This window comes from Streptomyces sp. NPDC002513 (assembly GCF_053595355.1).
Genome location: NZ_JBSFXK010000006.1, coordinates 169,783 through 192,135 on the forward strand (window position 1 = coordinate 169,783; position 22,353 = coordinate 192,135).

At 71.2% G+C, this 22,353-nt stretch carries 16 protein-coding genes; 6 read left to right on the forward strand and 10 right to left on the reverse strand.

Translation table 11 applies throughout. The annotated features are described in order from the left end of the window. The first annotated feature begins 243 nt into the window (after window positions 1–243). Window positions 244–1,032: an SAM-dependent methyltransferase gene (locus ACWD5Q_RS06965; RefSeq protein WP_451425982.1), complete on the forward strand. Its 789-nt coding sequence runs from the start codon at window positions 244–246 to the stop codon at window positions 1,030–1,032. 805 nt (window positions 1,033–1,837) lie between these two features. Here the strand turns inward: ACWD5Q_RS06965 and ACWD5Q_RS06970 are convergent. Beyond that, window positions 1,838–2,995: an acyl-CoA dehydrogenase gene (locus ACWD5Q_RS06970; RefSeq protein WP_451425983.1), complete on the reverse strand. Its 1,158-nt coding sequence runs from the start codon at window positions 2,993–2,995 to the stop codon at window positions 1,838–1,840. Window positions 2,996–3,225: 230 nt separating this feature from the next. Between ACWD5Q_RS06970 and ACWD5Q_RS06975 the strand changes: the two genes are divergently transcribed. After that, a complete protein-coding gene (locus ACWD5Q_RS06975; protein ID WP_451425984.1) occupies window positions 3,226–4,569 on the forward strand; it encodes a UDP-glucose dehydrogenase family protein in 1,344 nt (447 codons plus the stop codon). A 267-nt stretch (window positions 4,570–4,836) separates the two neighbouring features. Here ACWD5Q_RS06975 and ACWD5Q_RS06980 read toward each other — a convergent pair whose 3' ends face one another. Continuing rightward, window positions 4,837–6,105, reverse strand: coding sequence for an LCP family protein (locus ACWD5Q_RS06980; protein ID WP_451425985.1), 1,269 nt, complete (start codon window positions 6,103–6,105; stop codon window positions 4,837–4,839). Window positions 6,106–6,225: 120 nt separating this feature from the next. Here ACWD5Q_RS06980 and ACWD5Q_RS06985 point away from each other — a divergent pair, with 120 nt between their 5' ends. Then, entirely contained in the window at window positions 6,226–6,798 is a 573-nt protein-coding gene (locus tag ACWD5Q_RS06985) for an acyl-CoA thioesterase (RefSeq protein ID WP_451425986.1), read from the forward strand. Between the two features lie 19 nt (window positions 6,799–6,817). On the opposite strand, the gene ACWD5Q_RS06990 is transcribed toward ACWD5Q_RS06985, so the two are convergent. Next, window positions 6,818–8,296 (reverse strand): LCP family protein, encoded by a 1,479-nt coding sequence (locus ACWD5Q_RS06990; protein WP_451425987.1) that lies wholly within the window; start codon window positions 8,294–8,296, stop codon window positions 6,818–6,820. 126 nt (window positions 8,297–8,422) lie between these two features. Here ACWD5Q_RS06990 and ACWD5Q_RS06995 point away from each other — a divergent pair, with 126 nt between their 5' ends. Further along, window positions 8,423–9,454, forward strand: a complete 1,032-nt coding sequence (locus ACWD5Q_RS06995; RefSeq protein WP_451425988.1) for a glycosyltransferase family 2 protein — start codon at window positions 8,423–8,425, stop codon at window positions 9,452–9,454. 125 nt (window positions 9,455–9,579) lie between these two features. Here ACWD5Q_RS06995 and ACWD5Q_RS07000 read toward each other — a convergent pair whose 3' ends face one another. The 4 genes from ACWD5Q_RS07000 to ACWD5Q_RS07015 form a co-directional block, all read right to left on the reverse strand. After that, window positions 9,580–11,307, reverse strand: a complete 1,728-nt coding sequence (locus ACWD5Q_RS07000; protein WP_451425989.1) for an LCP family protein — start codon at window positions 11,305–11,307, stop codon at window positions 9,580–9,582. 33 nt (window positions 11,308–11,340) lie between these two features. Next, window positions 11,341–13,080 (reverse strand): LCP family glycopolymer transferase, encoded by a 1,740-nt coding sequence (locus ACWD5Q_RS07005; protein WP_451425990.1) that lies wholly within the window; start codon window positions 13,078–13,080, stop codon window positions 11,341–11,343. A 239-nt stretch (window positions 13,081–13,319) separates the two neighbouring features. Next, window positions 13,320–14,531 (reverse strand): LCP family protein, encoded by a 1,212-nt coding sequence (locus ACWD5Q_RS07010; RefSeq protein ID WP_451426006.1) that lies wholly within the window; start codon window positions 14,529–14,531, stop codon window positions 13,320–13,322. A 313-nt stretch (window positions 14,532–14,844) separates the two neighbouring features. Continuing rightward, window positions 14,845–15,618 (reverse strand): TIGR03089 family protein, encoded by a 774-nt coding sequence (locus ACWD5Q_RS07015; protein WP_451425991.1) that lies wholly within the window; start codon window positions 15,616–15,618, stop codon window positions 14,845–14,847. 139 nt (window positions 15,619–15,757) lie between these two features. On the opposite strand from ACWD5Q_RS07015, the gene ACWD5Q_RS07020 reads away from it, so the two are divergent. Then, window positions 15,758–17,146 carry an N-acetylmuramoyl-L-alanine amidase gene (locus ACWD5Q_RS07020; protein WP_451425992.1) on the forward strand — a complete coding sequence of 463 codons (1,389 nt, stop codon included), beginning with the start codon at window positions 15,758–15,760 and terminating at the stop codon, window positions 17,144–17,146. A 280-nt stretch (window positions 17,147–17,426) separates the two neighbouring features. After that, window positions 17,427–18,509 carry a sugar phosphate nucleotidyltransferase gene (locus tag ACWD5Q_RS07025; protein WP_451425993.1) on the forward strand — a complete coding sequence of 361 codons (1,083 nt, stop codon included), beginning with the start codon at window positions 17,427–17,429 and terminating at the stop codon, window positions 18,507–18,509. A gap of 88 nt (window positions 18,510–18,597) precedes the next feature. On the opposite strand, the gene ACWD5Q_RS07030 is transcribed toward ACWD5Q_RS07025, so the two are convergent. From ACWD5Q_RS07030 to cofD, 3 genes are all read right to left on the reverse strand, one after another. Further along, the gene (locus ACWD5Q_RS07030) at window positions 18,598–19,599 is read right to left on the reverse strand and encodes a DNA-3-methyladenine glycosylase family protein (RefSeq protein ID WP_451425994.1); all 1,002 of its coding nucleotides are present in this window, start codon (window positions 19,597–19,599) and stop codon (window positions 18,598–18,600) included. A gap of 162 nt (window positions 19,600–19,761) precedes the next feature. After that, on the reverse strand, window positions 19,762–21,117 hold the full coding sequence (locus tag ACWD5Q_RS07035) for a coenzyme F420-0:L-glutamate ligase (RefSeq protein WP_451425995.1): 1,356 nt from the start codon (window positions 21,115–21,117) through the stop codon (window positions 19,762–19,764). Next, a complete protein-coding gene (gene cofD, locus ACWD5Q_RS07040) occupies window positions 21,114–22,073 on the reverse strand; it encodes a 2-phospho-L-lactate transferase (RefSeq protein WP_451425996.1) in 960 nt (319 codons plus the stop codon). The genes ACWD5Q_RS07035 and cofD overlap by 4 nt, the downstream gene beginning before the upstream one ends. Between the last annotated feature and the right edge of the window lie 280 nt (window positions 22,074–22,353).

The following is a 22,353-nucleotide window of genomic DNA, read 5'->3' on the forward strand; positions in this document are numbered from 1 at the left end:
AGCACCACAAAGGGAACCAGCGGCTTCGCACCATCGCCGTTGGTTCCCGTCCGCCGTCCGCCGTCCGGCGTCCAGAGCGGCCCGGCAGGTCGTCGACCCGTCGCCCCGCCCGGGTTCTTCGTCCTGCGCTCGGCCCCGCCCGCGAGTGCCAACTCGACGTTGTGGACGGGCACATGGCAGGCGGGAGTAGCATGATCGAGGGGCGACTTGACGCTTCCTCCCTCGTGTGCACAGGAGTCCTGTATGACGTCCGAAAGCCCCGATCTGCCGCAGATCGACACCGGACACGCGCACCCGGCGCGTGTCTACGACTGGTTGCTGGGCGGCAAGGACAACTATCCGGTCGACGAAGCGGTGGGCTCACGGCTGCCGGCCGAAGCGCGGGACGCCGCCCGGCACAACCGGCAGTTCATGCACCGCGCCGCACGCTGGCTTGCCGCCCAGGGGGTGGACCAGTTCCTCGACATCGGCACCGGCATCCCCACGGAACCGAACCTCCATCAGATCGTGCAGGCGACCGTGCCGACCGCCCGGGTCGTGTACGCCGACAACGACCCCATCGTGCTGCGTCATGCGGAGGCCTTGCTGGTCAGCAGCCCCCAGGGGGTCACCGACTACGTCCAGGGCGATGTGCGTGAGCCACTGGAGATCGTCCGGCACGCCCGGCGGATCCTGGACTTCGAGCGTCCCATGGCCCTGTCACTCATCGCGCTCATGCACTTCATCACCGACGAGCAGGACGCGCACGGCATCGTACGGAACCTGGTCGCGACGCTTCCCTCCGGCAGCTATCTCGTGCTCTCGCACGCCGCCTCCGACCTGTACCCCGACCTGGTGGAGCAGGTCGTCGCCCAGTACGCCCGGGGCGGCATCAAGCTCGCCTTCCGCACGCGCGCCGAGGTGGAGCGCTTCTTCGAGGGCCTGGACATCCTCCCGCCCGGCCTCGTGACAAGCACGGAGTGGCACCGCCTGCCGCCGGCACCGCACCCCGAGAACAGCGGCATCTACGCGGCAGTCGCCCGCGTCCCCTGAACCGCCGCCCCTGCGCCGCGCTCCGCCCCTCGACCATCACCGGCACCCGCGCGGGACCTCGCCCGCGCGGACCGGAAGGGGCCCGAACGAACCGGAAGCCCTGCCGGACTCGCCGGACCCCTCAGGTCGACTCTGACCTGCATGTTCGCCCCTCTCAGCGGGGGCCTCCTCAGCATTTCCCCATGATCACTGAAACGTCGGAGAAGGTCGGCCCATCATTGGTCATGCAGAAGCCCCGCCGCGCGCCACGGGGGAGGCACACGACGGGGCGGAGTGCGGGGCGGTTCAGCGGTGTAGATCCCGGTCCTCTTCCAGCCTGCGGAGCGCAGTGATCAGCATCGGCCGGTGACCGGGACAGGATCGTTCACGCGGCGGCGTCCAGACGAGCCAGCACGACAGGCACCACAACACCTCGGAGTGTTCCGGGTCGGGCTCTGCGCCGCCGCCGCACTGCGGGCACTGCCGCATGAGGACTCCCTACGCTGACAAGTCGAACTCGCCCAGCTTGGTACCGGTCAGGAAGTCGGTTCACTCGATGGCAGTGAACTCAACCGTCCCACCGGTCTCAGAGTTGCGGATGGCCACCTTGCCGGGAACGTTCGTTGCCACCTCGACGCAGCGAGGGTCGTTGTTGTTGTACTCGGGGCACGATCTGTTGGTGCCGACGACCCTACGGAGGCGTCGGAGGTCGCCTGATCCGCATACGAGAACAGCCCCCGGCGTCATGCCGGGGGCTGCGTTGTCTGTGCAGGTCAGCGGCCGTTTCCAGCCTGGCATCCGCCCAGGACTCCCTTGTGGGACCCTGCTAGGGAAGGTTCCTTGCCATGACGATCCGCTGAACTTGGTTCGTGCCTTCGTAAATCTGGGTGATCTTGGCGTCGCGCATCATGCGCTCGACCGGGTAGTCGCGGGTGTAGCCGTAGCCGCCGAGGAGCTGGACGGCGTCCGTGGTGACCTCCATCGCCACGTCCGAGGCGAAGCACTTGGCGGCGGCGCCCTGGAAGGTGAGGTCGCCGTCGCCCCGCTCGGACTTGGCCGCCGCCGCGTAGGTGAGCTGGCGGGCCGCCTCGATCTTCATCGCCATGTCGGCGAGCATGAACTGGATGCCCTGGAAGTCGGCGATCGGCTTGCCGAACTGCTTGCGCTCCTTGACGTAGCCCTTGGCGTAGTCGAAGGCGCCCTGGGCGACACCGAGGGCCTGGGCGGCGATGGTGATCCGGGTGTGGTCGAGCGTGCGCATCGCCGTGGCGAAGCCCGTGCCCTCCGCGCCGATCATGCGGTCCGCCGGGATGCGGACGTTGTCGAAGTAGACCTCGCGGGTGGGGGAGCCCTTGATGCCGAGCTTCTTCTCCGGGGCGCCGAAGGAGACGCCCTCGTCCGACTTCTCGACGACGAAGGCGGATATGCCCTTGGAGCGCTTATCGGGGTCGGTCACCGCCATGACCGTGTAGTACTCGGAGACGCCCGCGTTGGTGATCCAGCGCTTCACGCCGTTGAGCACCCAGTGGTCGCCGTCGCGCACGGCCCGTGTCTTCATGCCGACCGCGTCGGAGCCCGCCTCCGGCTCGGACAGGCAGTACGAGAACATCGCGTCGCCCTTGGCCAGCGGGCCCAGGTACTTCTTCTTCAGCTCCTCGGAGCCGGAGAGGATCACCGGCAGCGAGCCGAGCTTGTTCACGGCCGGGATGAGGGAGGAGGACACGCACACGCGGGCCACCTCCTCGATCACGATGACCGTGGCGAGCGCGTCCGCGCCCGCGCCGCCGTACTCCTCGGGCACGTGCACCGCGTGCAGGTCACCCGCGACGAGAGCGTCGAGCGCCTCCTGCGGGAAGCGGGCCTCCTCGTCCACCGCGGCGGCGTACGGCGCGATCTTCGCCTCGGCCAGCGAGCGGATGGCGTCGCGGAGCATGTCGTGCTCCTCCAACGGGCGGTACAGGTCGAAGTCAGCCGATCCGGCCAAGGTCTCTCACGCTCCAAAGAGGCTGTGCTGACGCTAATTACCGTTAAGTAACCCAAATTTTAGGGGTACGCCCACGCGAGTGATACGTGAGCTTGGCGACAACGGGAAACCTGCCCGCCGAGGTGCCCGGCTATGCTCGGGCACCGATTCACCGCCGTGTCCACCCGCCGCCCGACCACCACCCCTCAAGGGCGGCGCGATGCGCCGGCACCTATTGGACGGGAGCACCCATGAGCCTCAAGATCACCGTGATCGGCACCGGCTATCTCGGCGCCACACACGCCGCGGCCATGGCCGAGCTGGGGTTCGAGGTGCTCGGTCTCGACGTCGTCCCCGAGAAGATCGAGATGCTGCAGCGCGGCCAGGTCCCCATGTACGAACCGGGTCTGGAGGAGCTGCTCCGCAAGCACGTCGCAGGCATCGAGGGCTCCACCGGGCGGCTGCGGTTCACCCTGGACTGGGCCGAGGTGGCCGAGTTCGGCGACATCCACTTCGTCTGTGTGAACACCCCGCAGAAGCACGGCGAGTACGCCTGTGACATGTCGTACGTCGACGCCGCGTTCGCCTCCCTCGCGCCGCATCTGACGGGCCCCGCCCTCGTCGTCGGCAAGTCGACCGTGCCGGTCGGCTCCGCGGACCGCCTGGCCGCCTATCTCGCCGAGCACGCGCCCGCGGGCCGGGACGCCGAGCTGGCCTGGAACCCGGAGTTCCTGCGGGAGGGCTTCGCCGTCCAGGACACGCTGCACCCCGACCGGATCGTGGTCGGGGTGCGCGGTGAGCGGGCGGAGAAGCTGCTGCGCGAGGTGTACGCGACCCCGACGTCCGAGGGCTCGCCCTTCGTGGTGACCGACTTCCCGACCGCCGAGCTGGTGAAGACCTCCGCGAACTCCTTCCTCGCCACCAAGATCTCCTTCATCAACGCGATGGCGGAGGTGTGCGAGGCCGCGGGTGGCGACGTGGCCAAGCTCGCGGAGGCCATCGGGCACGACGACCGGATCGGCAAGAAGTTCCTGCGGGCCGGCATCGGCTTCGGCGGCGGCTGTCTGCCGAAGGACATCCGGGCGTTCATGGCGCGCGCGGGCGAACTGGGCGTCGACCAGGCGTTGACCTTCCTGCGTGAGATCGACTCCATCAACATGCGCCGTCGCGGCCAGATGGTCGAGATGGCGCGCGAGGCGCTGGGCGGCGGCTCGTTCCTCGGCAAGCGGGTCGCGGTGCTCGGCGCTACCTTCAAGCCGGACTCCGACGACGTACGCGACTCGCCGGCGCTGAACGTCGCCGGGCAGATACACCTCCAGGGCGGCCAGGTCACGGTCTACGACCCCAAGGGCATGGAGAACGCCCGGCGGATGTTCCCGACGCTCGGGTACGCCGACTCCGCCCTGGCGGCGGTCCGGGGCGCCGACGTCGTGCTGCATCTGACGGAGTGGCGCGAGTTCCGCGAGCTGGATCCGGCGGAGCTGGGCGCGGCGGTGGCCTCCCAGGTGATCCTCGACGGCCGTAACGCGCTCGACTCCGGGCGGTGGCGCCGGGCCGGGTGGACGTACCGCGCGATGGGCCGCCCGACCGCGTAAGTAAAGAAGAAGACGAGCGACGCCGGTCCGGCCGAGGCTCAGTCGGCCGGACCGGCGTCCTGTCGCATTCTGCACCACCGCCCGGGCGCCCGACCCCGCCTCCCGGACGCCGGACTCGCGCACCTTCCGGGTGTACGCGGATCCCGCCGCGCGCCCGTTCTGCCCCCGCGCCGGCTGACCCGGGAGCGGAAAGGCGGGCGGGTCCGTCTCGACGCGAGGGCCCCGCCGCATCGCTTCCGTTCGGCGGGCCCATGCTCAGGGGACGGCTCAGTTGCCCGTGACCGTCACCTTCTCGTCGTTCTTCAGCTCGTTCACCAGCGTCTTGACCTTGGCCTTGTCCCACAGCAGATTGCCGCCGGTGGAGCCGGAGACCGGCATGTTCATCGATGTGCCGTTGCCGCCGCTGACGCCCTTCATCGCCCAGAACATGGATCCCAGGTCCCACAGGCTCATGCCCTTGTCGACCGTCAGGGAGTCCAGGCCCGCGCCCATCGTCGGGTAGAGCTTGAAGGGGTTGAGGACCGTGCCCGGGGTGGCGACCTGGTGGGCCAGCGCGGAGAGGAACTTCTGCTGGTTCTTGGTGCGTTGCAGGTCGCTGGCGGCGAAGGCGTGCCGGGTGCGGACGAAGGCGAGGGCCTGCTCGCCGTTCAGGGTCTGCGTGCCCGCCTTGAAGTCGGCGCCCGAGTACTTGTCCTTGAAGCCCTTGTCGATGGTGATCTGGACACCGCCGACCGCGTCCACGATGTTCGCGAAGCCGGCGAAGCCGATCTCCACGTAGTGGTCGATGTGCAGGCCGGTGTTGTACTCGATCGTGCGGACCAGCAGTTCGGGGCCGTCCTCCGCGTAGGCCGCGTTCAGCTTCGTGTGGCGGCCCGTGCCCTGGTAGACCTTGCCGGACGTCGAGCCCTTGTACGTGGGTATCTCCACGTCCGAGTCACGGGGCAGCGATATCAGCGTGTCGCCGTTGCTGCCGACGTGCAGGATCATCATCGAGTCCGTCCGCTTGCCCTCCGCGGACCCTGTGTGCAGTTTCTTCTTCTCCTCGGCGGACATGCCCGCGCGGCTGTCGGAGCCGACGATCAGGTAGTTCGTGCCCGCGCCCGCGGCCGGCCGGTCGATGACCTTGGAGAGGTCGACGTCCCGGTGGAGCTTGGAGTCGGCCCAGAAGTACGTGGCCACCGACGTCACCACCAGCAGGGTGACCAGGGTGATCGCGGTCCACTTGATCCGGCGGCCCCAGTTCGGCGCCGGGCGCGCGCCCCCCGGGCCGTGGCCGCCGGGTCCCTGCGGGCGGCCGGGCGGCGCGCCGTAGACCTGGCCGGTGTTGTAGTCGCTGTCGTAGCCGCCGTATCCGTCGTCGTACGACGGCTGCTGCGGAACCCCGCCGTACGGCGGCGCGGCCTGAGGGCCGCCCGTTCCGCCCGGCTGACGCCGGACCTGGCGCATCACCCGCGCGCCCTCGGGCTGCGCGTTGGTGCTGCCGCGTCCGTAGCGGTTGCCGCGGCCGTCGTCCCATCCCTCGGGCCAATCGTTCATGCGCCCCAGTGTGCAGGGTCCCGGTGTGGGCCGGACAAGGGGTCGCGGGAAACGGGGTCAGGGCTGTTGCGAAGCCGACACAAAGTCTTTGCCGCCGCCCCCCGGCATAAGGTGGGCGGCATGACAGACCAGACCTCCGCCCCGGAATCGGAAATTTCGGGCGAATCCGCGGGTGGCATACCCGGGAAGCCCACCTCCGCGTCCCGTACCACCCTCAGCCACATCATGACCCACAACGACACCAACCTGCTGGGCACGGTGCACGGCGGCGTGATCATGAAACTCGTCGACGACGCGGCGGGCGCCGTGGCCGGCCGGCACTCCGGCGGCCCGGCCGTCACCGCGTCGATGGACGAGATGGTCTTCCTCGAGCCGGTCAGGGTGGGCGACCTGGTCCATGTGAAGGCCCAGGTCAACTGGACCGGACGCACCTCGATGGAGGTCGGGGTGCGGGTGCTGGCCGAGCGCTGGAACGAGTCCACCCCGCCCACCCAGGTCGGTTCCGCGTACCTCGTCTTCACCGCGGTCGACGCCGACGGCAAGCCGCGGCGGGTGCCGCCGGTCGTCCCGGAGACGGAGCGGGACCGGCGCCGCTACCAGGAGGCCCAGATCCGCCGCACCCACCGGCTGGCGCGCCGCCGCGCGATCAGGGAACTGCGGGAGAAGAGGGCTGCGCAGGGCTACGAGGAGTGACGGCCGGCCCGCCCCGGCCCTACGGGCACACCACCTCGTCCCCGGTCACTACCGCCGGGCTCGGTCCCGGGGCGGCCGGCGGTGGGGCCGTCCTCACCGGCTGTACCTCCTTGAAGTCGGTCCCCGCGATCACCTTCAGCGTCGGCCCCTGCCCCGGTGTGGCGCGCAGCTCGCTGCCCGGCAGGGCCGCCTCGAGGGACTTCGCCGAGCGGTCCCAGCGCGGGTCGTAGACGATGACCGTGCGCCGCGCCGCCTGGTCAGCCGCGTTCACCGGCCGGCGCGTGGTGCGGAACCCGGTGGCCGCGAGGCCGTCGTCCACCCGCTTGCCCAGTCCCTCCGTGGCCGTCCCGTTCTCCACCTGCACCCGGATCTGCTGGGGGTCCACCTCCACCTCGACCGCGGCCGGGCCCTTCTTCCGCGGCGGCCGGGGCGAGGCGAGCGGCTTGTCGTCGCGCAGGGACGCGAACAGCGCCCGCGCCTTCGCGTCGTCCCACTTCACCGTCGAACCGAGGCCCTTGACCTCGTAGGCCACCTCCCCGATCGGCACGGTCGTGAACTCCGACGAGCGCGGCGAGAAGTTCCGCATCGCCCGGCCCAGTTCGAGCAGTTGGTCCGTGCCGAAGCCGGGGTCCGCCCGCACCGAGCCGAGCGCGACCCGGGTCACCTCCCGGAACCTCAGTGGGTTCAGCAGGACGCCGGAGGAGGTCGCCTGGTCGATCAGCGCCGCCAGGAACCGCTGCTGCCGCTGCATCCGGCCGAGGTCGGAGGCGCCGTCCACATGCCGTGAGCGCACGTACTGCAGTGCCTGACCGCCGCCCAGGAGGTGGGTGCCCGGGGGCAGGTCCAGTCCGGTGTAGCGGTCCTTCAGCGGCTGCGGGGTGCACACCCGGACCCCGCCGAGCACATCCACGGTCTTCATGAAGCTGACGAAGTCGACCTCCAGATAGTGGTCGATCTTCAGGTGTGTCATGTTCTCGATCGTGCGCACGGTCAGGTTCGGGCCGCCCTCCGCGTACGCCGCGTTCAGCCGGATCGGGTGGGTGTCCTGCCGCTGCCCGGTCGCGTGTCCGGGATGCGTCGGCACCTGAGCGTAGGAGTCGCGCGGCAGGCTGACCACGGTCGCCCGGTCCCGGTCCGCCGACAGGTGCACGATCATGATCGTGTCGGTGCAGTGGCAGGGCGCGCCGCCGAGACGGAAGGTGCGCCGCTCCTTCTCGGTGATCCTGTCGCGTCCGTCGGTGCCCACCAGCAGGACGTTCATGCCGTGGCCGGCCGCGGGACGGTCCTTCATGTCCTGGAACGGGTCGACCCGGCCGATGCCCTCGTCGAGGCTGGTGATCACCGCGTGCCCGATGCCGGCCGAGGCGAGCACCACCACGGAGAGCGTGGTGACCGCCCGCATGGTCCAGCCGGTCTTCCTCCGCCGCACGGGCGGCCGCCGGGCGGGGGAGCGGCGGGCCGGCTGAGGGCGCGCGGGCGAGCGGGTCGGGGTGGGCACGGGGGAGACCTCCGCGGAGCTGGATGGGGCATCCCTGGGCACCGTAGGCCGATGCGATCCGGGGCCCCGGGCGGCGCCCGGGCGGCGCGCATCGGTGTCCCCCGTTCGCGGTAACGTGAGCCTCCTATGAACGCCAATCCCGACGTGCGGCTCCCCGCCGTTTCCGTGATCATGCCCGTGCTCGACGAGGAACGGCATCTGCGCGGAGCCGTCCAAGCGATCCTCGCCCAGGAGTACGCCGGCGAGATGGAAGTCGTGATCGCCCTCGGTCCCTCGGCGGACCGCACGGACGAGATCGCGGCCGAGCTGGTCCGGGAGGACCCGCGCGTGCACACGGTCCCGAACCCGACCGGCCGGACGCCGGCCGCGCTCAACGCCGCGATCAAGGCCTCCCGCCACCCGATCGTGGTGCGCGTGGACGGCCACGGCATGCTCTCGCCGAACTACATCGCCACCGCCGTCCGCCTCCTTGAGGAGACCGGGGCGCAGAACGTCGGCGGCATCATGCACGCCGAGGGCGAGAACGACTGGGAGCACGCCGTCGCCGCGGCCATGACCTCGAAGATCGGGGTCGGCAACGCCGCCTTCCACACCGGTGGCGAGGCCGGTCCGGCTCAGACGGTCTACCTGGGTGTCTTCCGGCGCGAGGCCCTGGAGCAGCAGGGCGGCTACAACGAGGAGTTCATCCGCGCCCAGGACTGGGAGCTCAACTTCCGCATCCGTGAGGCGGGCGGGCTCATCTGGTTCTCGCCGGAGCTGAGGGTGTCCTACCGGCCCCGGCCGAGCGTGCGGGCGCTGGCCAAGCAGTACAAGGACTACGGGCGGTGGCGGCATGTCGTCGCCCGCTACCACGAGGGCTCCATCAACCTGCGCTATCTCGCCCCGCCGGCCGCTGTCTGCGCGATCGCGGCCGGTCTCGTGGCGGGCGCCGCGCTGACCCCGTGGGCCTTTGTGATCCCCGGCGGCTATCTCGCGGCGATCGTCCTGGGGTCCGTCCCCGCGGGCAAGGGACTGCCGCTGCGGGCGCGGGTGCGGATTCCCGTCGCCCTCGCGACCATGCACATGTCGTGGGGCTGGGGCTTTCTGGCCAGCCCGAAGTCACTGGCGCGGAAGGTCATCGCCTCGCGGCGCCCGGCGGTGCGGTCAACCACCGTCTGACGGACGACGTCTGTATTCCGGGCCTTCGTAGGCCGTCGTGGACCGTCGTGGGTCCTCGCCCGCCGTGGCGGCAGGCCCCGACCCGGTGGGGTGGACGGCCCGTGGGCCGTCCACCCGAGGACTGCCTACCAGCGGTAGGGCGAGTACACGTCCATGCAGCCGGACTCCGAGCCGTTGATCGCGTCGGCGCTCTCGGGGACGTCCCCCGCCTTCGGCACGGACTGCTTCGGATAGTCCGCGCCCGAGCGCCAGTCGGCGCCCACGACGAGGGTCACCCCGGACACGTCGGTCGACTTCTCCACCGAGGTCAGCGGAATCCCGAGCGCGTCGGCGATGCGCTGGGCGTCACCCTCCAGCTCGGCGCTCGGGTAGCGGATGACCGTCTTGCTCTCGGCCGTGGCGTTGGTGGTGTCGGCCGTGACCCTGGTGAAGCCCTTCCCCGCCAGTACCCGGGCCACCGCGCTCGCCCGACCGCTCGCGGGAGCCAGCGTCGAGGAGCGTGTGCCGTTCTGCACGATCACACCGATCTTGTCGTCCGCGTCCGCCGGGGCCTTGGTGGCCCCCGCCGTGCTCGCCGACGTGGTCTTCCTCGCCGACGACGCGGCGCCCTTGCCGGACGACGTGCCGCCCTTGTCGAAGGAAACGTCGCCGCGGATCATCGCCCACACCTTGTCGGCATCGGCGCCCGCCGGAACCAGGTGGTCGCGGTCCAGCGGGTCCTCGACCGTCGGCATGGTCGTCATGGTGATGCGATCGGTCGGTATCGTCTTGAGCTGCGTACCGAGGTCGTAGAGCTGCTTGACCGTGCCGATCTCCTCGGAGACCTTCAGGGACTTGGTGGCCGCCTCCGCCAGGTTCATCAGCCGCCCGGTGTCGGTGAAGACGTTCTGCTTCCGCAGCGTGCGGATCATCGAATTCAGGTACATGTGCTGGGCCTGCGCACGCCCCAGGTCGCTGTAGAAGGCGTGCCGCGTGCGCAGCCACTGAAGTGCCTGCGTGCCCTGGACCTTGTGCGTGCCGGCCGTCAGCTTCAGGCCGGAGCCACCCGGTACACCGGGCAGCGGACGGTCCCACACGTTCTGCTTCACACAGACGTCGACCCCGCCGACGGCGTCGGCCATGTTCACCACGCCCGAGAAGTCGATCGTCATCCAGTGGTCGATATAGACCTTGGTGAGGTTCTCCCAGGTGGCGAGGGTGCAACCGGCTCCGCCGCGGGCAAGTGACACGTTGATGATGTCGTTGGTGGCCGGATAGGTCTTGCCGGTGTCGGGGTCCTTGCACGCGGGGATGTCGACGCGGGTGTCCCGCGGAATGCTGACCACCGCGGCGCTCTTGCGGTCCGCGGAGAGGTGGATGAGCATCTCGACGTCCGCGAGCGGCGGGTTCCCCACGCTTTCCTTGCTCCCGCCCAGCTTCAGGTTCGCCGCTGAGTTACGGCTGTCGGAGCCGATCAGCAGGATGTTCAATGGTGTCTGGCCCGCCGCGTTCGGCGCCGCCTTCGCGGCCTTGGAGTCTCCGCTGTTGCGCTGGCCCTTGCGGATGTTGCCGTTCAAGTGCTGGTAGTAGAGGTATCCCCCGCCGGCGGTGCCGAGTATCAGCACCGCGAGAGTGATCGCGGACCACCGCACTATGCGGCGCCCTCCCCGGCGCCGAGGTCTGCCGCGCTCCCCCCTGCCCGCCTCCGGGTCATCGGCGCCGCCCGAACCGTCCGCGGGGGCGGCGTCCGTGTGCGAACCGTCCCGGTCCGGGGCCTGAGCCTGCCGGACGGCTGGTCGTGTTCCCTCCCCGCGCACACTGCTTTGCGTCAATTCCCTGCCTCCCACCCTTGCGCCACTGAAGGGGCCTGTCATACGTCCGGTAAGACGTATGACAGGCCCTTCAGGTCACTTGGCGCACTGAACCTTGTCCGCCGTGGATTTGACGACGTCCGGCGCCTTGGTCGGCGCCGTCATCGACACCCCGGCACCCTTGAAGTCCTTGCCGAGGGTCAGCACGATCGCGGGCAGCCCCTGGGCGTTGTTCTCGCTCTTGCCCGGCTTCAACGCCGACGCGGGCAAGCCCATGAGGTCCGCCAGCTTGCGTGCCTGGTCGGCCTGGTCGGGAGCGTATTCGAGGGTCGTCTTGGCCAGCGTGACGCCCGCGTTGCCGAGCTGGCTGGACTTTGTCACGCCCTCGGTGTTCTGCAGCCAGTTGAGCGTCTCCTGCGCGCTGCCGCCCTTGGCGCCGCCGTTGTAGATGTCGACGCGGATGTCGGAGGCGGCCGAGCGGGAGCCCTTGAGCCGCGCGTCCACCGCGGCCTTCTCCTTCTTCTTGACCTCGCTGAAGGAGACGTCCGCCTTGATGGTGTCGAAGACCTGGGGTGCCAAGGTGGGGTCGAGGATGACCGTCTTCTTGACCGCGCCGTCGGCGGGGTTGTCGAGGACCGGCACCGTCGTGAACGTCAGGTTCTTGGGGTTGAGCTTGCCCAGCTCCAGGCCGAGGTCCTTGAGCTTGCCGATGCTGTCGATCTTCGAGTCGACGGTCAGCGCCTTGGTGGCCGCCTCCGCCACGTCCAGCATCTTGGTCGGATCGCTGAGCGTGGAGTTCGACTTCAGCTTGCGCATCAGCGCGCTGAGGAACTGCTGCTGCAGCCCGATCCGGCTCAGGTCGCCGCCGAAGCCCACGGCGTGCCGGGTCCGTACGAAGGCCAGCGCCGTCTCGCCCTCGATGTGGCGCATGCCTTTCTTCAGATTGAGGTGCGAGTCCGGGTCGTGTATGTCCTTGCCCAGACACACGTCGACACCGCCGACGGCCGTCGTCAGCGTCTTGACCGCGTTGAAGTCGGCGACCATGAAGTCGTCCGGGGTGATGCCGGTCAGCTCGGTGACCGTGCGCATGGTGCAGCTCGGTGTGCGGCCGTCCTGGCCGAGGCTCGTGTTGAAGCGGACGTTCTGCGTGCCGGGGATGACCTTGGTCGTGCCGTCGGGCTGTGTCGTCGGGCAGTCCGGGATGTTGTCGACGATCAGGTCGCGCGGGATGCTCAGCGCGGTCGCGTTCGTCCGGTCCTTGGAAACGTGCAGCAGGATGTTGGTGTCGGCGTGCCCGACGCTGCCGGCGTCGCCGTATCCTGTGTTGCCCTTGCCGGTGCGCTTGTCGGTGCCGATCAACAGGATGTTGATCGCCTTGTCCTTCTGGAAGCCACCGGTGCTCGCGCCGTCGTCCGGCACGGACGTGATGTTGTCGTTGAGGTGCTTGATGTAGAGGTAGCCCGCCGCGGAGACCGCGACCAGCACGAAGGCCATGCTGCCGCCGGTCCACAGCAGTACCTTCTTCGCCCTGCCCTTCTTGGGCTTCGTACGCCCACGCCGCCGCCCCGGCGGCGGCTCCTCGGGTGCCCCCCGGCGCCGGCGCGGTCCCGGGACGGTGTCCGGTGGCGCTGTCTCCGGGGCCGGCCCCCGGGAACCGCGCGCTCTGCGGGTGCCTTCCGGCGCATCCGGCGCGGGAGCACCCCGGCGGGGCCTCGGCACGGCCGACTGCGGTGCGGAAGGGCTCAGTCGCAGTTCGTATTCGCCGGTGTCCGGGTTGAGTACCCACTGGTCTGCGGGGTCGATGTTGTCCGCCCGCCCACGGCCTTGCGCGTCCACGGTTGTCCGAATCCTCCGTCGGGGCCACGCGGCGCCTTCCCCCTCGAGGCGCTCGGGTCTCTTCAGCCGGTGCGTGACCCAGGACGGACCTCACGGGCGTGGCACCGGATCGCTCACACTATCCGCCCGGTTGAGTATCGAGCGACGGCGGTGACACATTCCACTCTCCTACAACCGGGCAATCCGCCCTTTTTCTCAGAGAGTTCTTAGCTCATACGTTCTCCGCCGTGGTGCGCACCCTACCCGCACGCGTCCTGTGCGGCCGTGTTCCCGCGGAAAGTGGGCGGGGGTTCGGGACTCCGCACAGGAACACCGGGGGCAACAGGCGGCTTTCCGCCGGACATTCCGTCGCCGTACGACTCCGCCCCGTCACCGGAGCCGACCGTTTTATGGCTCGTACGCGCGGGTGAATGGGCCGGAACCTCCCTGGTGACCTCGACCGGCTGGTCCGCGCGCAGCCGTGCGAAGAGATTCCGCGCCTCGGGCTCCATGAGCTGGTCGCGATTGGCGTCGCCCGGGTACGGGGTACGCGGCACGGTCAGGAACTGCACCTGCTCGGCGCTGAGGCCCCGCACCCCCCGCACGAGTTGGTAGAGCCCGCGCAGGCTCGCCAGCGCCGGGTCCGTGGTCAGGGCCGAGGTGGCCGCGTCCAGCACCGGATAGAGGGTCACCGGATTCAGCAGGACGTCGTTGCTGCGCACCTTGCCGACCAGCGCGCCGAGGAAGAGCTGCTGGCGTCCCATCCGCTCGGTGTCGCTGCCGTTGCCGAGGCTCTTGCGGGCGCGCACATAGCCGAGCGCCTGTTCGCCGTTGAGCGTCACCTTGCCCGCGGGCAGCTTCAGCCTGGCGGCCTTGTCGTCGATCGGCTCCTTCAGGCACACCGGGACGCCGTGGAGCGCGTCGACCATCTCCTTGAAGCCGTTGAAGTCGACCACCATGAAGTGGTCGATCCGGATGTTCGTCAGCTTCTCGACGGTGCGCACCGTGCACGCCGAACCGCCGGTCGCGAAGGCGTGGTTGAACATCGTGAACACCGGCTCGGTGCGGCTGCCGTCCGGCCGCCCGCAGCTCGGCACGTCCACCATGAGGTCCCGGGGCAGGGACACGGTGGTGGCGGTGCGCCGGTTCGCCGCGAGGTGCAGCAGGATCGCGGTGTCGGACCGCTCGGACCCGGAGTCATGCCCGTACTGGCCGTTGCCGGCGCCCGACCGCCGGTCGGACCCGATGATCAGGATGTTCTGCGCGCCGTGCACCAGCGCGGTGGGCCGCTCCTTGTCGTACCGGGCCAGCTCGGACGCGGCGTCGTTGTCCGCGGTGATGTTCGAGTTCAGCTTCTCGTACGCGGCCCACCCGAGCCCGCTGGCCCCGAGCACGAGCACGGCGAGGCCGAGCGCGGAGCGGCGCACCCAGCGCCGGCGCCGACGGGGTGGCCGCCACGCGGTGCCGTGGATCGTCACTGCCGGGTGCACCCCCTTGCGGCGTACGAGCGTGTCGGGCTCTTACGACCATGGCCCGGGAGAGGGCCGGGAGGCGGCTGATGCTGGTCCGAACGGGGGGCGGGGCCCCGGCGGGGGCGCGCCGGGGCGGGTGCGGGTGGGCGCGTCCGGCGCGCGCTCGTGCGGGTGGGGGTTCTCCGCCTGCGCGGACAGGTAGGGCGGGGTCACCCGTCCGTGCGGGGCGGGGGTGGCCCGTCCGTGCCGGGCGCGTGTGGGTCGTCCGTCGTCGCGGGGCCCTCGTGGGCGCCCGCCGAGCGCGGCGGACCGCTCAGCGGCCGGTGGCGGTGGTGGTGGCGGTGGCCGTCACGCGTTCGCTCTCGATCCGCTGGGCGAGCGCGTCCTCGCCGAGCAGGTCCAGGTGCCGGCAGAGCACCACCGAGCCCCCCGTGGCCAGGGGCGCGTACAGCCCGGCGCTCAGCCCCTCCCACGTGTCGTACGGCAACCCGGACAGCAGCCGTGAGCCGGGCCCGGTCAGGCCGAGGGCGGGCGCGTCGGCGCGGGCCCGTTCCACGACCTCCGTGCCCGTGTACTCCGCCCCGGCGACGATCAGCGCCGGGGCCTGGGGGGCGACGGGCGCGTACGGCTGGAAGCGGTCGCCCTGGGCCGGCACCTCGGCCGCGTAGTCGAGGAAGCCGTCCGGGGGCTGCGGGAAGCGGCCGCCGAGGGGGCGCAGGGCGAGGGCGACGCGCTCCCCGGAGCAGGAGCGCGCCGCGTCCAGCGTGTCGGGCCCGCTGACGACGAGATCCGCGGCCGCCGCGTCGCCGCCGACGTCCGCGACGACGCCCACGGACGCGCACGCGAGCAGCCACACCGCCGTCTGCCAGTGAGCGGGCAGCAGCAGCGCGACCCGGTCGCCGGGCTCGGCGGCGAGGTCGCCCTGGAGGAGGTTGGCGGTCTTGGCCACCCAATTGGCGAAGGTGGTGACGGAGAGTTCGACGCGTTCGCCCGTGGCGTCGTCGTAGAAGGTCACCAGGGGGCGCGAGGGGTCCGCGGCGAGCGCGGAACGCAGCAGGTCGGCAGGGGTGCGGTCGGTGGCGTTCACGCGCGCAAGCGTACGCGGGGGCGGTGGCTGGGGGCGGCGCGGCGGGTGGGCGACGAGCCACTGGTTCGGCCGAGCGAATCCGACGACCCGTCAGTTCCTTGATGGACATATATGTCTGACTATGTCCAAGATCGTGGCTATGCGTGGATTCCTTGCTTCCTCGATCGGTGTCAGCTGCGCGGTCCTCACCCTGCCCCTCGCGCCCCCGGCCACGGCGGCCGGGCCGGTCGCCGGGCCGGCCGTCTCCGGCAGCACCCAGTCACTCCCTCTCCCACCCCTCACCGTCTCGCGCGCTCCCGATGGCGCAGCCGAGCGGGGGCTCGCCCCGCAGACCGTGCGCTCCTTCTCACTGGTCGGTGTCGTCTGGGACGACCCGGCCGCCCAACTCCACGGCCGGGTCCGGATCCGTACCCGGGCGAACGGCACGGGCCGGTGGTCCGGCTGGCAGGAACTGGAGGCGCAGAACCAGGATCACGGCCCCGACCCGGACACCGGGGAGGGCCGCTCACGCCGGATGCGCGGAGCGACGGCGCCGTTGTGGGTGGGCGCCTCGGACGGCGTGCAGGTGTCGGTGCGCGCGGAGGAGGCCGAATCCGGCGCGACCCGCGCCCCGAAGCTCCCCGACGGCCTCCGCGTCGAACTGGTCGACCCGGGCCGGGAGCCACGGGACGCCCCCGCGGTGCCCTCGCAGCCCGCCGAGCAGCCGGACCGCCCGGGCGTGGACGCGCCGGACCCGGCGGCGGGCGCCGAAGCGATCGTGTCCGCCGTCGACGCCGGTCTCGCTCCCCTCAACGCCTTGGGAATCCCGGGGCCTTGGAAGGATCCGCGGGATCCGCAGGATTCAGCGGGGACAAGGAGCGCGAAGGAGCCGACGGCGAAGGCAGGGGAGGCGGCCGGGGAAGACGCGTCGGCGCAGCAGCCGTACGCCGCCCCGCGCCCTCGCATCGTCTCGCGCAGCGACTGGGGTGCCGACGAGAGTCTGCGCGAGCCGGACTTCCTCTACACGGACACCGTGAAGGCGGCCTTCGTGCACCACACCGCCTCGGGCAACAACTACAGCTGCTCCCAGGCCCCTTCCGTCATCCGCAGTATCTACCGCTACCACGTGGTGAGCAGCGGCTGGCGGGACATCGGCTACAACTTCCTCGTCGACAAGTGCGGAAACATCTACGAAGGCCGTGCCGGGGGCGTGGAGAAGCCCGTGATGGGCGCCCACACCCTCGGCTTCAACAGCGACACCATGGGAGTCGCCGTCATCGGCTCCTATTCCGCCACCGCCCCGTCGGCCGCCGCCGTGGACGCTCTCGCCCGCCTCACCGCGTGGAAACTCGGCCTCTTCGGCATGGATCCGCGCGCCAAGACATATCTGGAGTCCGCGGGTGGCAATCTCTACCCAAAGGGCGAGAACGTACGACTGAACGTGATCTCCGGCCATCGGGACGGATTCGCCACGGAGTGCCCCGGACGGCTGCTCTACGGCGAACTCGGCCTGGTCCGCCTCAACGCGGCCCGCTACCAGGGCCGCTGAGGACGGGGCGGTCGCGGGACGTCGCACGGGACCGCCCGCGGGACGTCGTACGGTGACCGGCACGACACCGTACGACGCCCCGTACACGCCGTACGAGTTCATCCGCACGAAGGTGTGGGGGGGACGTCTCCCCACGCGGCCGTCGAAGGACACCCCACTGTCATCGAAGGCGCCTCTAACGGTCCTCATAACGCCTTTAGCGGTCCTCATAACACGGTCTGCATACACTGGCCGGCCGATGGACAGTTCGGCCGGTCCCGGCAGGAAGCAGAGACGACAGGTGACAGAAGCGATCCTCCTGGTCGGCGGCAGAGGCACCCGGCTACGCCCGCTCACGGTGCACACCCCCAAGCCCATGGTTCCGGCGGCAGGGGTCCCGTTCCTCACGCACCAGCTCGCGCGGGCCAGGGCGGCGGGAGTCGAGCACATCGTGCTCGCCACGTCCTATCTCGCCGAGGTGTTCGAGCCTTACTTCGGCGACGGGTCGGACCTCGGCCTCCGGCTGGAGTACGTGACGGAGGAGGAGCCGCTCGGCACGGGCGGCGCCATCCGCAACGTGGCGAGCCGCCTCCACTCGGGCCCCGACGACCCGGTCCTCATCTTCAACGGTGACATCCTCACGGGCCTGGACATCCGCGCCCTGGTGCACACCCACGAGTCGACGGGCGCGGACGTCTCCCTCCACCTCACGAAGGTGGCGGATCCGCGGGCGTACGGCCTGGTCCCCACGGACGAGACGGGCCGGGTCACGGCATTCCTGGAGAAGCCGCAGACACCCGAGGAGATCGTCACCGACCAGATCAACGCCGGGGCGTACGTCTTCCGCCGCTCGGTGATCGACACCATCCCGGTGGGCCGCCCGGTCTCGGTGGAGCGGGAGACCTTCCCCGACCTCCTGGCCGCCGGAGCCCATCTCCAGGGCATGGTGGACTCGACGTACTGGCTCGACCTCGGCACTCCGGCCGCTTTCGTGCGCGGCTCGGCGGACCTGGTCCTGGGCCGCGCCCCGTCTCCCGCGGTGCCCGGCCGCTGCGGCGACCGTCTGATCCTGCCGACGGCCTCGGTCGCCACGGGCGCGAAACTGACGGGCGGCACGGTGGTGGGCGAGGGCGCGTTCGTCGGGGAGGGTGCCCGGATCTCGGGCAGCACGCTGCTCTCCGGCGCGGTGGTGGAACCGGGTGCGGTCATCACCGACTCCCTGATCGGCGCGCGCTCCCGGATCGGCGAACGCTCGGTCCTCACGGGCGTGGTCATCGGCGACGGCGCGGTGGTCGGCGCGGACAACGAACTCCGTGACGGGGTACGGGTCTGGTGCGACGCGAGGATCCCCGCGGGCGCGGTGCGGTTCTCGTCGGACCAGTAAGGACGCGCGAGCGGGTGAGGGCCGGGGCGGGCTGGGAGCACCGGCCCGCCCCGGCCTTGCTCCCTCACTCCTCTTACCTCTTAACCCCCTACAGTCGCCCGATGTCCCCGCGCCGCATCCGTGGGGCCCGGCGCGGTGGTACGGAGCCGCTCAGCAGGATCAGCCGCGCCGCCCGGTGCCGCTGACCCGCGTACGGCGCCAGCAGCGAGAGCATCATCTCGTCGTCGGCATGCCGGTTCCCCGCGAGGGCGTACCCCACGATCCCCGGCAGATGCAGATCCCCGACGGTCACCGAGTCCGCCGCCCCGTGACTGCGCTGCACGGTCTCCGCGGAGGTCCACGGTCCGATCCCCGGCACCACTTCGAGCCGCGCCTGCGCCTCGGCCGGCTCCATCCCCGTCGCCTGCTCCAGCCGCGCGGCGACCCGCACCGCCCGCAGGACCGTCGACGCCCGCTTGTCGTCGACGCCGGCGCGGTGCCATTCCCACGACGGGATCAGCGCCCAGGCGCGGGGGGCCGGCATCACCTGCATCCGTTCCGGCGCGGGACCCGGCGCCGGTTCTCCGAATCTCCGTACGAGCAGCCGCCACGCCCGGTACGCCTCGTCCGTGGTGACCTTCTGCTCCAGGACCGACGGGATCAGCGACTCCAGGACCAGGCCCGTTCGCGTCAGCCGCAGCCCGGGGCGCCGTTTCCGCGCCAGCGCGAGCAGCCGGTGCCGCGGCTCGAAGGCGTCCGGGTCGTCCGACGCGCCGAGCATCTCGGGCAGTTGTTCGAGCAGCCACTCCGCCCCGGGCCCCCAGGCCTCCGCCTCGGCGATCCCGTACCGCAGCGCGACCCGCAGGGTGCCCGGCCCCTGCGGGGTATGACTGGCCCGCCACACCGAGCCGTCCGGGATCGCCCGGAACGTGGGGTCGGCGGGCCCGCGCCGCAGCGGCCCGAGCACCAGTCCGAGGTCGAGCGGGCCGGGCGGCGCCCAGGTCCGCCGCCGGCCCCGGGCCGTGCCCTGCCGCGGCACACCGGTGGGTACGACGACATGCCCACCGCGCACGGTCGTGGGGGTGGGGCGGTGGGGGAAGCGTCCGGCCACGGAGGGAGTCCTAGGGAGACTGGCGGGTCTTGGGGCGTGACGTGTCTTAAGACAGCGGCCTGTCTTAAGAGAGTAGAGCGCGCGCGAGCCGTGCCGGGACGACTGTCCGCACCACGCGCCCCCCGGCCGGACACGGCACTCCGCGTCCGGCGCTTCGCGCGCTCACCGCACCTCGATGAAGGCTCCCGGATCCCGCTCCGGCCGGGGCCTCGGCTCCTCGGCCGGATGCCCCACCGCCACGGCCCCCATCGGCTCCCAGGTCTCCGGCAGCTCCAGTACCTCGCGCACGACGTCACGGCAGAACATCGTCGACGACACCCAGGCCGAGCCCAGGCGCTCCCCGGCGAGCGCCACCAGCAGGTTCTGTACGCCCGCGCCGGTGGCGACCACGAACATCTCCCGCTCGGCGGTGTCCCGCCGCGTGTCGCCGTACGGATGGGAGCCGCCCATGACCATGCAGGGCACGACGAGGTACGGCGCGTTGCGCAGCACGTCGCCGCGCCGGATCCGCTTCGCGATCGATTCCTCGCTCTTCCCGTCCCGCCGCAGATCGGCGATCCACGCCTCCCGCATCGCGTCCAGCAGCCGTGTCCGCGATTCCCCGGACTCCAGGAGCACGAACCGCCACGGTGTCGTGTGGTGCGGGGCCGGCGCGGTCACGGCGGCGGCCACCGCGCGGCGCACGGCGCCGGGGTCGACCGGCTCGTCGGTGAACGCCCGCACCGTGCGCCGCTGGGTCACCGCCTCCCGTACCGCCTCGGAGGTGCCCAGCCGGAACATGTCGTCGCGCGCGCCGCGCACCATCGCCCGCGCGCCCTCGTCGCCGTCCCCGGCCACCAGGTGCGGCAACCCGCGTACGACGGCGACGGGCAGACCGTCGGCCTTGCCCTTGACCAGGTCGCCCGCCGCGGCCAGTTCGTCGGCGGTGGCGACGACGGTCGCGCTCAGCGGGTTGCCGTGCGCGTCCGTGCCGCCGCGCAGGTCGTCCAGGACCCGTACGCCCGCGGCCCCGATGGCGACATCGGTGAGTCCGGTGCGCCACGGCCGCCCGAAGGTGTCCGTGACGATCACGCCGACCTCGACGCCGAGCGTGTCCCGCAGCCCGTCCCGGACGGCCCGCGCGGACGCGTCGGGGTCTTCCGGCAGCAACAGCACGGTCCCCGCCGGGGTGTTGGAGGCGTCGACCCCGGCAGCGGCCATCACCAGACCCTGCCGGTTCTCGACGATCCTGAGCGGCCCGCGCCGGGCCACGACCCGCACGGTCTCGGCGTCGATGGCGGCCTCCCGGTCGTCCGCCCGGACGACGCGGCCCTCGGCCTTGGACACGATCTTCGAGGTGACGAGGAGCACATCCCCGTCGGCGAGCCCGGGCTCCGCCGTGGCGATGACCTTGGCCAGGTCGTCGCCCTCACGGATCTCGGGCAGTCCGGGCACGGCCCACACGCGGTAACCGCGCGCCTCGCCGGCCGTGAGCCCCCCGGCCCCGCCGTCCTCGCCCCTGGTGAGCCCGCCGCTCAAGCGTCTCGCACCTCCTCGGCCAGTGCCAGCGCCTCGCGGGCCATCCGGGCCGTCGCCTCCAAGCCGGTCATCATCAGCGGCACCGCGCGGCAGCGGATGCCCGCGGCCTCGACGCGCTCCACGGCCGGCTCGTCCACCGTGTCGACGAGCCAGCCGTCCAGCAGTCCGGAGCCGTAGTGCTCGGCGACCGCCGCGGCCGTCGACTCGACCCCGACCGCCGCGAGCACCTTGTCGGCCATGCCGCGTACGGGCGCGTCCCCGACGATGGGGGAGAGGCCCACCACCGGCACCCCGGCGTTCGCGATGGCCTCCCGGACGCCGGGCACCGCGAGGATCGTGCCGATGGACACCACCGGGTTGGACGGCGGGAAGAGCACCACGTCCGCCTCGGCGATGGCCTCCAGGACGCCGGGGGCCGGCTTCGCCTGCTCGGCGCCGACCGGCACGATCGCCTCGGCCGGGACGGAGGCCCGCAGCCGCACCCAGTACTCCTGGAAATGGATCACCTTGCGCTCGCCGTCCAGTTCGACGGCGACATGGGTCTCCACGCGGTCGTCCGACATGGGCAGGAGCCGGACCCCCGGCTTCCAGCGGTCGCACAGCGCCTCGGTGACCGCGCTGAGCGGATAGCCGGCGCCCAGCATCTGCGTCCGCACGATGTGTGTGGCGAAGTCGCGGTCGCCGAGCCCGAACCACTCCGGCTCCACGCCGTACGCCGCGAGCTCCTCCTTGAGGTGGAAGGTCTCGTCGGACCGGCCCCAGCCCTGTTCCTCGTTGATGCCGCCGCCGAGTGTGTACATCACCGTGTCGAGGTCCGGGCAGACCTTCAGCCCGAAGAGGTGGATGTCGTCGCCGGTGTTGCCGATGACCGTGATGTCCGCGTCGGGCGCGGCCTGCTTCAGACCACGCAGAAACCGGGCACCGCCGATGCCGCCTGCCAGAACCACAATGCGCATGGAAACAGTGTGTCAGCCGCCGGACCGACGCTTTGAGGGCGGTGGCCGGAGACGGGCGGGGCGGTCTTGCGGGCGGCGGGGACGACGCGTGAGCGGGGGGTGGGCAGCGTGCGGAGCTGTCAGCCGGTGACCGTGTCCGCCGGGCGTCGCGACGGGGCGAACGTTGCCTGCCGGGGCACTAGCACCAAGGCCGTGAAGTTTGTGGCTGGGGCACGTTGTCAAGGGCTTGCGGCCGCAAGGATTTCGATGCTGGTGGTGGCTTTGTAGCTGGTTCGGTCGA